The sequence below is a fragment of the Ignavibacteriota bacterium genome (assembly GCA_016708125.1).
GTDB lineage: Bacteria > Bacteroidota > Ignavibacteria > Ignavibacteriales > Melioribacteraceae.
The window spans coordinates 3,551,868-3,566,086 of the sequence record JADJGF010000001.1 but is presented as its reverse complement, the minus strand read 5'-3'; the positions used below and the strand labels follow the sequence as shown (position 1 = coordinate 3,566,086).

Annotated in this window: 7 protein-coding genes; all 7 read right to left on the bottom strand. The window is 28.8% G+C overall.

The window, feature by feature from the left end; all coding sequences use genetic code 11:
- Positions 1-149: 149 nt before the first annotated feature.
- Positions 150-2,570, bottom strand: coding sequence for an ATP-binding protein (locus IPH62_15420; GenBank protein ID MBK7106663.1), 2,421 nt, complete (start codon positions 2,568-2,570; stop codon positions 150-152).
- A gap of 265 nt (positions 2,571-2,835) precedes the next feature.
- The gene (locus IPH62_15415; GenBank protein ID MBK7106662.1) at positions 2,836-3,885 is read right to left on the bottom strand and encodes a hypothetical protein; all 1,050 of its coding nucleotides are present in this window, start codon (positions 3,883-3,885) and stop codon (positions 2,836-2,838) included.
- Entirely contained in the window at positions 3,882-6,287 is a 2,406-nt protein-coding gene (locus IPH62_15410) for a hypothetical protein (protein MBK7106661.1), read from the bottom strand. Before IPH62_15410 ends, IPH62_15415 begins: the two co-directional genes overlap by 4 nt.
- Positions 6,288-6,398: 111 nt before the next feature.
- A complete protein-coding gene (locus tag IPH62_15405; GenBank protein ID MBK7106660.1) occupies positions 6,399-7,073 on the bottom strand; it encodes a hypothetical protein in 675 nt (224 codons plus the stop codon).
- Positions 7,074-7,095: 22 nt separating this feature from the next.
- Positions 7,096-7,524, bottom strand: a complete 429-nt coding sequence (locus IPH62_15400) for a hypothetical protein (GenBank protein ID MBK7106659.1) — start codon at positions 7,522-7,524, stop codon at positions 7,096-7,098.
- Entirely contained in the window at positions 7,514-10,864 is a 3,351-nt protein-coding gene (locus IPH62_15395; protein MBK7106658.1) for an Eco57I restriction-modification methylase domain-containing protein, read from the bottom strand. The genes IPH62_15400 and IPH62_15395 overlap by 11 nt, the downstream gene beginning before the upstream one ends.
- A 2-nt stretch (positions 10,865-10,866) precedes the next feature.
- Entirely contained in the window at positions 10,867-14,205 is a 3,339-nt protein-coding gene (locus IPH62_15390; protein ID MBK7106657.1) for a DEAD/DEAH box helicase family protein, read from the bottom strand.
- Positions 14,206-14,219: the final 14 nt, after the last annotated feature.

The following is a 14,219-nucleotide window of genomic DNA, read 5'->3' as shown; positions in this document are numbered from 1 at the left end:
TTATTAAATTATTTTTTTTAATCTTCAAAATCCATAACAAATAGATATCTTAAAATAATGCCGAAACATTATCTCAATTATTTTAAAATGTAAAATGTGAAAATGGTATCATCTTGATTGCCATATCGGTTGAGTTTTCAATTTAGAGACTATGTTACAACTCTTGAAAGACCTTTTAAGAATATTTGATTTTTTGTGCTTTTTATGAAAATTTTTTTAAGTTGACTCCAATACTTTTTTGATACTTTTTCCGAAATTCCTTTGCAAACCAAATAGGCTAAATCTTCCTCAAATGCGATCCATTTTTCAGATACAACTAATTCTGTTCTTGCTGAATTTAAGTCTAAATCACGCTCGCCACAAATATCAATTATAACGATTAGAGGAAATGGCCAGGATATCCTTACTTGGTTTTTTTTAAAGTTCCATTTAAATGGGAATAAAGAAGATGGGACTTCGATTCCATGTAAGGAAAATTGTGATCTTGACCTAGTAAATTCTCTAGTTGAGCTCGTTTCATTTATTTCACCATCGTCTGTAATTGTAATCGATTTTGATGTTTCTGAAATTGAATTTTCGCTAATTTCCATTTGTCGTTCTAAAGTAAAAATTTTACCTTCGATCTCAACATCACGCGAGTTTAGTTCAATTTTTGATACGGGTTTTCGATGACTCTCAAGAATTGCTACCGAAGCAGATCCAATTATACCTATTTCTTTATTTTTGAGGTGAATTTCAAATAACTTTAAATTTTCATGTGGTTCCCACGTATAGTCTTTTAAGGATTCTGTTGTTCTTTTAAAAAAACTGTTTTCGTTTTTTTCTTTAATTTCAGTTGTTGTATGTATGTTGATTTTAAAAGGTGGGTTTGGCAAAACGCTGTCAATAGATTTAATGAAATCAGTTTCAGACATCTCGTCCCAAGGATTTTCTCCTTTTCGAAGAATTAATTTTGTTGTTGTTCCAGGCATTTTTCTCTTGCCTTCTTGAATCCAGAAAATACTCTCTTGACCTTCCACAGAAATTTGTAAGGCGTCACTCGATTTGTGAGGTTCATAAACCCTTTTTGTATCAACAATTAGCGAATCAGCAACCATGAAACAAGATAAAATCCCAATTCCAAATCTAGAAGTTGGTGTGAACTCAGCATTTGATTCAGACTTTAGATTATAGAAATCAGTGGATTTATAAAATGATGATCCTATTTTTGAATAATAATTATCAATTATATACTGATCCATGCCAGTACCGTTGTCATCTACCTCAAGAATTACTTCCTTTTCTTCCTTATAGTATTTTACAGAAATTTCTGGAAAATATAAATTTCCCCATTTTTTTTCTTGGGCTTGCCTTAGTAAACATGCATCAATGGAATTTTGCAGTAATTCTCTTAAAGCAACCTCTGGATTGCCATACAGTTTTGTACCCATTAGAAGATCAACAACTTGTTTTTTACTAAGATTAAATTTTGTATTCCGGTATATGTAATAAGGTTTATTGTGAACATCTTTTTGAGTTTGAATTTTTTCTCTATTCACCTTAAACGGAAACTTAATGAGAATGTTTCTTTCTTTTATTTGTGACGAATCGTTAAGAACTGTCAAAATATTATTGCACACACTTAATTCTTGATCTATTATATCGCAAAACTCATGGATACTTGCTTCAATTGCTGGATGTTTACATTTAGCATTAAATTGAATCAAATCTGGATTTATTTCCCACGCCTGCACAGCTCTATGTTTATTCCACTCTTTTATTGATACAGGTTGGCGAACATTCAAATGTGAAAATAATAAGGGCGGGGTCCTTTTTGCATCAAAATCTAAAACATCTGCTAACCTCAAAATTATACCAATTAAAGGGAGACACAAATAAGTATTTTCGCCACATAAAAAATTTTTATCAAGTTCCAGTAACGCAAGAGCATTTTCGCTATGGCTATAGCATAACTGAGCAAATTCGAACGTCATGTCAACATCCCTATAAAGAATTTTATTATTCCAATCGGTGGCAATGATATCTTTTGCTCTTTCTGTATGAGTTTTTCGTATATATTCTGTTATTAAATAAGATTTTTGGATTTCCACTTCTGTTTCTTTAGCCTTAAGTTGCAACTGCTCAATTATACTAATTTCATCAGGTTTTGCTACAAGAAAACGATTGAATTCATCATAAGTTTTTGTTTCATCTATATCTAATTCGATATTTTTATCCCAAACTTTCTTCCATGCAAGAACTTCTTTCTCATTAGGTGCCATACCAATATCGTGGAAGAATGCTGTTAATAAAAGTAGGGTTAATTCAGGTATTGAATAATTATGCAAAATTTCTTCTGGTATTAATTTGTTCATTAAATGTAGAACCCGAAAGGAATGGTCGCTATCGTGAAGAGTAAATTCTCCCATGTGTTTTAAAATTGTTTTTGTTCTTTGATATGAATAAGAAACTGCTTTATCCACAAGGGAAATTATTTCGCTATCTTTTTCTTCACATTTTCTCTTTAATTCATTATAAATATTATTTTTCAGTAATCTTGGCAAGAACTCCTCTTTATAATCGTCGTACATAATAAATTCCTATTATTATATGGTAGTGTTTAGATAATATGATACTATTTTCAAAAAGCAACCAAGATGTTGCGCCTCACCTGAAGAACATAACAACTATGCTATAGTCTTAAAAATATTTTTACTTCAAAACTTTTACTTATATACAAATCGGGACGGCAATTACGATACGGTAATTCACACTTTTAAGTGCACTAATTCTGAAAACAAAGTTGTTGTTGTCTTGAACTAATTTGAATGAGCCCTTTTTAATAATACTATTTAATTATAATTCGTTAATTAATATTTCAAGTCCGTTTGATATTCCTTCAATTTTAGATTTTCCGTCTTTGCCAAATGATTCTGTTATTAGTTTTGAGAATTCATTCATTTGTTTTGTTTGTACTTGATTAAATACTTTTAAAAATGAAAGATATTGAATATTTGTTACAATTTGTTTTAACCAATTATCCATAAATTGACTATCAAAATTTTCGGAATTATTTTTAAGCTCCCTTAACAAATCAGTCAGAATATTTTTAAGAGCTTTTGTTGCATTTTTACTTTCAAATTGAGCAATAAACTGTGGGGAAAATTCTTTTAATTTATTTATTGCAATTATTATGGAAAGGTTACCTTTGACTGACTGCACCTCTCTTAATGCTACTTCTGACTTTGTGTTTGTCTCATTTAAACGGGTTTCAATTCCATCAGACATGCTCTTTGCTTCAGAAGCAATCTTTTTTGCATCAGTTGCATTTTTTGTGGCATCTATGTTAATAATTATTGGGATGAAAATTCCAATAAGCCCAATAAATCCTATCCATATTGTTACCCAAAAGTTTAATCTCTCAATATCCCTTCCAACCTCTTCTTTGGTTCTATTTGTTTCAACTTCTACTTGCTTCGCTAAAAATATTATGTGTTCTTTTAATATATTTAGTTGTCTCTCTGTTAAAATGTATTGTCCGCTTTTATTCGCCTTTGCAGGAAGTAAGTAAAATGGTTTGACATCGACTTCGTCATATGATAAAGGATTATTATTCTTTAAATATAATTCAGTAACAGTATTAATAATTTTATCTTTTAGCTCTTTGCTTAGCTCTTTAACTTTTGAAGAGTCCGTAGCAATAAAGAAAATTTCTGGTGTTAATAAACCTTTTTCTGCTTGCTGGGTCACTGTTGATTTTATTATATCTGAGACTTTGTTTTGCAGTTCAGAATTAAGGTTATTAATATTTGATCGCCATAATAAGATACCGATGGCAGAAAAAAGTATAATTGGAAGGATAGTGTAGACAATATACTTTAACAAAACTTTAAATGTTATATTCATTTCATCTCGATTGTGTTTTTGTATTGTTGTTTTGCATAGTAAGCCGGTATTTTATATATCAGATCTTTATAGTCGCCAATAACTGTCGATTCTTCGTGGGAGAATAGTTTTGCAAAGGCAAATGAATCACCTTTTAATTTATCTATTTCATTAAATGCTTTCATAGCACTTTCAAAAATAAGTTGATCGTGTGTGAAAAGAATTAATTGTAAAGGCAAATCAGGTGTAAATGTGTAAAATACTTTGAAAAGTGCTCTAATAAATTCTTCAACGGCTACTCTATTTTCGAAATCACTAGCATAAAAAATATCGTCCATTACAAGGGGCATATTTATTCTGGTATTAATACGAGACGTGATTGCAATTGCAACACCAACCATAGTTGAAAAAAGTCGAAAATGAAAAGTATTTAGTACTTTACTAATAGATTGTGGAGCTTCTTTTGATTTTTTTAATTTAATTTTTGCAGTTATAACTTCACTTAATATCTCTCCTGTCTCCTCGTCTACTAAATCAGGTTCTTTTGATATTATTAAATTGATATCTCTATTATCAATATTAAAATATTCTTCAAGCACTTCTTCAACAATAATTTTTATTGGAGCAAATGCAGAATTGACAATATCGTTAATTTTGCTTGATACTATTTTTTCATACTGCTTAGTTGATTCTTTGATTTCATTAAAAAGCCTGAGTGTGTTTTCCAGTTCTTCTTTTTTAGAAAATTCATTCTTAACAACTCTATTTGCTTCATTAATATGACTTTCATAATCACGAATCTCTTTTTTTGTCTCAATGATTTGTTCAGTAATTGATTTAATTTGAGTTTTATTTTGAAGATTGGAATCGACAAAATTTACTTCACTATTTCGATTATTAGTTAATTGAGTCAGTTCGGATTCTATTTTTGCTAATTCGCTAATAAATTTATCGGAATCGTTAACTAGTTTATATACGTACCCAGTTCTGTTTTTCAAGTATTGCGGATTGTTGTCCAATTTCGATATTTCTACAAAAATATCAGCACTTAGTAAGTTGGCAATATATTTCGAAAAATTCATTTCTATTTGAACTAAATTATTGAATTCAACACAATCGGATATTTCAGATATTTCTTTTCGTATATTGTTGTCGAGTTTTAAAAATTGAGAATAAATATTTTGTAATTTATCAACTAAATCATTTAATTCTGAATTTAGATTTTTAATAACTTGATTAAGTCCTTCAATTTTATTTTTTCTTTCAGTAGCATTTTCCTCAATCTCATTCTTTTGCAACTTTGAATCCAAACAAAATGGACAGTTATCAAACTTCGTAATTAATTCTAATCCCATATTTAAAAAATGTAACTCGTTTACATTAATGCTATTGAACTGACGTGAAATAAAATTATTGTATTCATTTTTAAAATTGTGCAATGTACTTAATAATTGTGGATGGGAAAATATTAAAGTGAAGCTATTATTTTTTATTCTATTTATTATTTCAACCAACTTTTTGAAATGTTCCTCCTCAGGCTTAACTTTTTGTTCATTCTCTAAATCAAAAAGTTTTTTTTTACTTTCAGTTAAGGCTTTTTGTGTTGTATCTATAAGCTTTTGTTGTATATTTATATTTTCACTGGCTTTATTTATTCCCCTTGATTCGGTCGCACGGCGATATAAAATAAATGATTTCAGGTTTTTACTAAATTCTAGTAAATCTTCTAGCCCAATGCTTTTAGCAATAAGATTATGGAATGATTGGGAAACACTGTTTTCATAGTCCAACTGACCATTTTTATATATATCATATTCACTAATAAAGTGTGTATTCGGATTTATTCTTTTTCTTACAGTTTCAGGTATATTCTGTGAATTACTAATATCAAAAAGCTTGTCAACCGTTTGTATTGTGCAATAAGTATTTTGACTCCCATTATCATAATGCTCTAAATATTTTTTATACCTATCTTGGTTTTTAATATCATAATTTCTTAATTGTGCCTCTCCAATATCATTACAAAATATATATTCAATTGAATCATATATTGAAGATTTACCAATTGCATTTCCACCTAGAATTACCATATTCTGAACCACATCATTTTCATTTACAAGATCAATCCCAAAAGGTATTTCAGAATCTGGAAATCCCCTTATTGATTTCAATCTAATTTTTTTTATTCGCAGATCTAGTCCAGTCCACTTATCAACATCATCTTTAATTTCTTTAATAGAAGGAGGGTTTTTGGGTCTATCGTTTTTATATTTTTCGTAATGAAAAACTACATTGTCGAAATAATTGTTTTTCAAACTAATGTCTATATTAGGGTTAAAAGCAAAAACATAGGAAATGATATTGTCTTTTAATTCTGGATTTGATAGAAGCTCCTTAACAAATACTTCTTTATTTTTAATCATATTGCAAAACTCTTTCAATTTAAATAATATGTAATTATTAACTTAAAAAATATCTTTGTTTATTTACAACGATTTACAACATCTTATTTTTTTTAATGTAATTAATATATCTTAATCAAATGTTTCAATTTTCTCAACAAGCCATATTTTGTTTTCCGGCATTGCATGATGTGGTGCTATCTTTACTACAATTTTCATTTTATTTCTAAGTTTCAAGGTTCTAATAATTTTTTCTGGACAATAAAAAATGAAATCACTGATTAATCCATTTTCGTTAGCATGTGTTCTTAAAAATATTTCACTAAATTTTTCTTTTGTTAATAAACCAAGTAAATGAGCAGAAATAAAATTTTCTTCTAATTTATATTTTTTATAAAAATTAATGTTCTTATTTATGTTTGTAATTTCACCTGTCCCAACAAAATAATCATTATCTGGTTTAACATTTACTATTGTTGTTGTAGAGGTTACTCTTCTTATATAATTCTCAAGTAGTTCTATACGATCAATAGGTACAGGAATATCTCTATCCTCTGCTGAATTTAGTATTAATCTTCTAATGTATTCAATTGTTCTTGTCCCACTATGTTGACTAATAAAATCTTCAATAATATCCTTCATCTGATACAAAAAACAATTATGGATTTTCCAAGGATAATTAAGTTCATCAAAAAAAACACGCGATCCACAACTACAAAAAAAGAAATAAACTTCCTCTCCACATAGATAACAACGCGTTGGATAAGCATAGGTGTGACAATTACTGTGATGGGTAGGCACTGACATAATTTAGCTCCACTAAGTAAAGTTAAGTTATTCTTATAATTTGCTTTTCAATGACATTCTCAAACTTTTCTACAATCAATGGCACAAATGTTTCATATTTACTTTTTACTAAATTTCCCAATCTTGCTTCTATATCAACATGAATTGGTGTTTCATAAAAAACAGCTTTTTCTGGTCCGGTAAATTCTTTTAAAAGTACATTCTCCAAATATTCCTTTAAACCTTTGTTTTGTATTTGCAGCAATAATTCAATAAGTAATTTATTATCAAAGTCGAATGAGACTGCAAAATCTACTTCTTCAACTGTATAACCAACCATTGTTGAAAAGAGATTGTTACCAACATGAAGTATTTCTATTAGTGGGATTGAATAAAAATGGTGTGTAATTTCTTGACTATATCTCTCACTTAAAGCAAGACCCAAATCTGGTTTAAAGTTATCATTCCCCATCATCCAACTCCTTTCCCATTCTATACTTTATGTCGTAGTTTACTATAAAGTCTAATTCTTCTTCTGTGAAGCTATAATGTTTTGCAAGGACTTTATCAATTTCATCAATTATTGTTTTAGATTTCCCAACAAAGAAAGTTTGCAATTCAACTTTACCAGTTGTTTTTTGATCGCGGATTCTAATTTCAGAATTTTTTTCTAAATTCTTAACTAATATTTTTGAAAGTAATTTTAATTGTTTTTCTTCATTCTTTTGTATTTTCGAAATATCAACTGGAAATTTTTCTATATCTTTAAACCCACAATGAAAGCCATCACCATGTATACGCCAATAAAAATAAAATAAATTCGAATTTAGAATTGAAATTATGACAGCATTATGAACTGACGAAGTATATAACATCTTAAAATCATCAGAATGAGTAACAATACCATTTGATTTTTTAAAAATTGGCTCAAAATCAATCGCTTTGATAAAATTATTAATTATTCTATGAACATAAATAAGTTTTTCTTTAGGTTTATAAAGAAAATTGACAAGCCTTTTTTGTTTAAGTTTTTGGAGAACATCCCAACCAATATATTGATTTATTCTAGCTAACCAACCTACTTCATCAAAATCTAAATTGCGGTTATAAAAAACTAAATCAATTAAATTGTTTCTCTCATTTTCATACCATCTATAGTACTTTGTAACAAATTGTTGAAATAATTTTTCATTGTTTGTAAGAATTAAAATTGTTAGTCTTTGAGCAGCACCGGTAAAAAGTCTAGCAGGGAAAATATCATATGTCGCAATCCATCTGTTATAATTACTTCTAATAAAATTTTGGAAACTAGTTGTTCTATCAGTACATACTGCTGAAATTGGGATTATCCAGCCATGTTTTGATTTCTTGTGAACTATTGAATGACCACGCTCTAAAACTAATGTATAAATATTCCCCGCATCTATTGTAATTGATAATTTTGGTTTATAAATGTTGAAAACTTTAGAATTTTCTATATAGGGTGGATTACCTATTATAACATCAAAACCTCCATTTTGGTGAACAATTTCATAAAATTCAGCAAACCAATGAAATGGTTTATGAGTTTGAATCCATTCCGAATATTTCTTTTTATTTTTCTCTTTAACTATTCCATAATCTTTTGCTAAATAATCATTTAATTGTTCATTTAATTCTTTTAATCTAAGTTCAAGATTGTCTTTAGCTTTTTTGAATTGAATATAATCTAATTTACAAGACTCAAGCTGTACTTCTTTATAGCTCTTAAATGAACTTGCAGCAATTTCAATTTTTTCAAGTAATTCATTTTTTACTTTTTCTTTTTCTTTTTCATTAAATGCATCTAGTTCAGAACCAGAATCAATTTCGTTTTCAGTAGCATAACCAACAAGTGTGTTACCGGCTCTAATATTAAAATCAATATCCGGTAAGGGTTCTAATCCATAATTTTCTTTTCTTTCATCCGGTTCAACAACAGCAACAAGTTTTAAGAATAAACGGAGTTTAGCTATTTCTACAGCTTCGTTCATAATATCAACACCGTATAGGTTGTTAAGTATTATGCTTTTAAAAATGTAGTATTTTTCATTAGTATGAATTTCAATATCATTTAAAACTTTACGGAAGTTTTCATGTTTTTTTCCGTTTCCTTTTTCGTTATCAACTTCAACAAATTCTCGCATTCTGCTTATGCATGCTTCATAAAGAGGTTCAAGAATGTTAAGTGCTGCAAATAAAAATGCACCGGATCCGCAAGTTGGATCAAGAATTGTTATTTCAGTTATTGCTTTATAAAAAGCATTTACAAAATCAGAACCTTCATATTGTTCAACTGCATCTTGTGCAAATTGACGAATGTTAAGATTGTATGTTATAAAATCATTTATTTCTCTTATTTCATCATTTTCAATTTTAGCACGTAATTCCCAATATCTTTTTCTTCGTTCAATCGTCTCGCGCCAAATTTCGGTTGGTAAAGCTAATTCTTCATCCGTTTTTTCATTCCAGCGGTTTCTTCTCTCAAGTAAATTTGGTTTTGATGTATCGATACCGATAGAAATGAAATTTGGCAAGTCTTCGGTAACTTTATCATTAAAGTTATTTTTTATATTAAAATTTGTATTTATTCCTTTTTTAACTGAATCATAAATGTATCTATCCGGGTTTTCTTTAAGCATTTTCCAAAGTGAACTATCATAAGTAAAAGCATTTTTAACTTTTTCTTTTACTTTATCAAACAAGTATGGGATAACTGTGTTTTTGCTTATATATTCAGTAATATCTTCCTTAGTATAATACGCTCCCGTTGTAGCTCGGTCATTTATATATTTTTCAAAAATATAGCCAATTACATCGGGGTTAATATCCTTACCGGTTGTGTTTGGTTTAATATCAAGGTGCCAATTATATTCATCAAAAAATGCAAATAGTTTTTCAAAAGCTTTATCAGCAATGTCTAATTTATCATTATCTTTTTCCAATTTGTGAACGTCAAATAATCCACCGTTTAAGTATGGAATTTTACCAAGTTCTTTTTCAAAATCTGGAGTGTGGTTTGGTTTGCCAAGTCCTTGGTGAAAAAGAGTTAACAGAAATGTTTTATAGAATGTTTTATAAAATTTATCTTTACCTTGTTTGCTTTTAATAGTTCTAAGTTTATCACTCAAATAATTTGTATTGCTGTCAAGAAAACCTTTTTTTTGTATAAAATATACAAACATTAATCGGTTCAACATTAAGGATGTGTACCAATCAATATCCATTTGGTTCTCAAGACCTTGAATAAAGGATTGAAATACAGCATGATGCTTTTTGAATTCAGCATAAAATGCTTTGGTAACTTTTTCTGCATTTTGATTGAATTGTTCCGTTACTCTGCTTTTTACATCTACAAGTGCAATTTTGTCCTCATCATCTAAAGTGAAGAATAAATGATTTAACTTTTCAAAAAGCTGTTGAGGATCATTTTTTATATAATAATTAAATTCACGGTATTGAATTGGTTTATTTGGTTCTTGTACACTTAATTGCCAAAGCTGTTGAGTTTTGTTTTTATCGATATAAATTATAAGGTGTTCATAAAACAATTTGGTTACAGCCTTATCTATTTTTTTTCTTTCATCTTTGTTAGGAATTCTATTATCATGGTTCGAATTACAAACAAAAATTACAAAACTACGTTTCTGAGCAGCTGACTTAATTTCATAAGTTTCATCATTGGCTTTTATTTTCTGGGTTATTAAAACTTTATCCCATCCAAGTTCAATAAATAATTCTGAGAAGTTAAAATCTTTAATTAGCTGATTGAAAAGTTTTCGTTGAATTGCCATAATTACTCTTTATCTTTTAATCCAAGTGAACAAATAATTTTTGGTTCTTTATATTTATTAGTATCATCTTCTTCAATAATACTAAGCTTATTTTCTTCCCTTAAGGATGCTGCAAGATTTGCCAAATCGTAATCGGAAATTCCGGATTTCAATTGCCGGTTGAAAGTTTCTCTAGCAAATTCTCTTAGTGGATATTTATAAATATCTTCAATCGCTCTTTTTATTGCATCGTTTACAAAAAGAGAATCTTTATTATCTTCATAATAATCTGTTAATCGTTTATAAACTCGGTATCTTGCTCCGGTTTTCTTTCCTAATTGTCCGCCAATTTTACTATCTATTTCTTTAATATTTTCAATTCCTTTTTCAACTAATTTATGGTGATTATGAATTTTTTCAAGTGGCTTAACATTTTTATCACAAGCTGCAGCTTTTAAAATTCTGAATTGAGAATTAGTGATAAGATTTCCATCTTTATCAACTAAAGAAAGAATATCGTTGTCATCATAAGTTCGCGCATAAACTATAACTGATTCTTTTTCCTCAAGACTATCTATTTTTTTAGTTGCATAAACTACATCCGGTAAATCTGGTATTGTCTTTTTCAATTGTGGATCATCATCAATTGCATTTTGCCATATTTGATATGCATAAGAAGAAAGATCTACTTCTCCATCATCTTCATCATCAAGAATTCCCGATTTTTCATTGTATAAATCAGTAATATTAACTGGATCACCTTCAAAAAATGTTTCATCTGATCCAACTACTTCGGCATTTTCGCTTATTCGCTGACTTAACCTTCTTCTCAAATTAATAATTTGTTCTAATCCATCTTCTGGTAAAACAGAATAACAAAGTATTTCTTCTGCATTTTGACCTATTCTATCAACTCTACCAGCTCTCTGAATTAAACGGATAATAGCCCATGGCAAATCATAATTTATTACAATATGAGCATCTTGTAAATTTTGTCCTTCACTTAATACGTCTGTTGAAATAAGTACTCTTATTTCTTCTTTCGTATTCTTGTAACCCATTTTATTATTACTTATTGGACTAAATCTATATGCGTATTTTGTTGGCTCTTCGTTATCTCCGGTAACACATTCAGTATTTTCTGCATTTCTATGTTTAAATTCATCGGCAATATAATTTGCAGTATCAGCATACTGTGTAAATATTAATACTTTTTCTTCTTTATGTTTTTTGTAGCATAACTTATATAATGCATTTAATTGTCTGTCTTCTTTTGCATTCCAGTTTTTTCCTAATTTTAATATTTTGAATAATTTTTTACAATCGCTTTTTAATTCTTCCATTAGATCAACATTAAAAAGTTTCGATCTAATCCAATCAAATCTTATTTTGTATTTTTCAAGATATTGGTTATAAATTACTGAGGCATGTTCAAAAAATTGTTCTTCTGATAAGTAAAAATGATTGTTATCATTTTCTTTAAAAATATCTAAATCAAGCTCATCTAAATATTCATCTAATGCTCTAGCTTCATTTTGTCCGATGGGAATTTGAAGTTTATTTTGTAGTGCATATATGAAAATATAATTTCTAAAAATATGTCTATTTATAGATAATAAAAAAGAATACCCACTGCTTTCCAAACGCTTGAAAAGATTTGTTCTTGCAAAACCTATTAACCTTTTTCCAGCACGCGATAAATTGTCAATTATAATCTTTTCATTACTATCAGCCTTATTTATTGCATCATTAATTAAATAATTAGCTATTCCATATCTTGGTAAATTCAAATCATTTATAACATCTACAACTTTTTTAGAATATAATTTAGCGTATTGATCAGTTGGATCATTAGGATCAAACACATACTCAACTCTTTTTGGTATCCTATCTGGAAAATAGGAACGTCTGCCATCTGAAAAAGTAAGATATTTCCTTCCAATCGTTTCGTCAGTTTCTGCATAATTCTCTTTGATAAAACTTCTTGTTCTTCTTACTAAATACAAACGCATTAATTCTCGCCAATCGTCTGCAAAATCACTTCTTTCAAATGCACTTAACGTTCTTGGTTGAGTTTGATATCTTGCAGAAAATTCAACCTGTCCACCAACCGATTCAATAAATCTTTCTGGACCAATTCCAATATCAGTTTCATCATCAACAAATAATCTTAGTTGATTTGATAAATCTATATAAGTTTTATTATAAGGGGTTGCAGTTAATAATATTACTTTACTTTCATTTTCCTTGATATACTCATGAATTGCTCTGTATCTCTTACCTTGCCTATTTCTAAGGTTATGACTTTCATCAATCAAAACAATGTTGTACCTTTTCAATTCTTTTAATTCATTTTGAACAACAGAACTTGATAAAACTTTTGCCCTTAATTCATATTTATAAACATAGTCATCCCACATTTGTTTTAAGTTTTTTGGACAAATAATTAATATTCTAGCTGAATAATCATCTTCAAATATTTTTGAAAGGGCGCTTGCAATTATAGTTTTACCCAAACCTACTACATCTCCAACCAATACACCGTTTCTTTTATTTAAATGATGTGCTGCAATTAACACAGCTTTTTTCTGAAATTCTAATAATTCATTTTGGAATATTTTAGGAATTTTGAATTCATTAATACCAGTTCTTGCTTCTCTAGCTAAATGGTATGCCATCTTCAAATAAACGTGGAATGGACTATATAGTTTCTCTGAAGCCCAACTTGTATTTAATATTTCAATTAGTTCTTCCGAAATATCAATACACCAACGGTCTTCCCACCTGTCCACAAACCATTGTGCTAGTTTTTTAGCTGCATCTTGCTCAATAACATCAACATTTAATTCACCTTGTTTTAATAATCCGGCAAGTGTTAAGTTACTACTACCAAGATAACCAACTATTGGGCTTATTGGATCTTTTCTAAAAAGTAAATACAGTTTTGCATGTAAAGGATGTTTTAAAAATAATTTAACAACTACTTTTTTCTCACTAATTTGTTTTGCAAGTTTTCTAAGACCAATTTCATCTTCTTCTGTAGGGATTCCAATTGTTAGTTGATCTTTAAAATCTTGAGCAAGTCTCTTCTTAATTTTTATTGCTTCTTTATTATCAATTGAACTAATATCGGTTTGTGAAAAATATTCTTTTAAAGTTTCAACACCTAAGTTTTGCATCCCAACGAGTAACCTGCAGTTATTATTCTCACCACCGTTCCAGTTTTCTATTTCGTCAGCGACTTGTTTCCATCCTCTTAAATTAAAATATCCAACACAGAAATCTGAACGAAAAGATATTTCAAGAGTTTTTTTCAGTGCGCTATTTAAATGATTACTAATATTATCAAATATTTGGGGCATAAGCTTTTATAACC

Coding starts and splice junctions, on each gene's coding strand:
- IPH62_15420 (MBK7106663.1), bottom strand. CDS start 2,570: ATGTACGACGATTATAAAGAGGAGTTCTTGCCAAGATTACTGAAAAAT.
- IPH62_15415 (MBK7106662.1), bottom strand. CDS start 3,885: ATGAATATAACATTTAAAGTTTTGTTAAAGTATATTGTCTACACTATC.
- IPH62_15410 (MBK7106661.1), bottom strand. CDS start 6,287: ATGATTAAAAATAAAGAAGTATTTGTTAAGGAGCTTCTATCAAATCCA.
- IPH62_15405 (MBK7106660.1), bottom strand. CDS start 7,073: ATGTCAGTGCCTACCCATCACAGTAATTGTCACACCTATGCTTATCCA.
- IPH62_15400 (MBK7106659.1), bottom strand. CDS start 7,524: ATGGGGAATGATAACTTTAAACCAGATTTGGGTCTTGCTTTAAGTGAG.
- IPH62_15395 (MBK7106658.1), bottom strand. CDS start 10,864: ATGGCAATTCAACGAAAACTTTTCAATCAGCTAATTAAAGATTTTAAC.
- IPH62_15390 (MBK7106657.1), bottom strand. CDS start 14,205: ATGCCCCAAATATTTGATAATATTAGTAATCATTTAAATAGCGCACTG.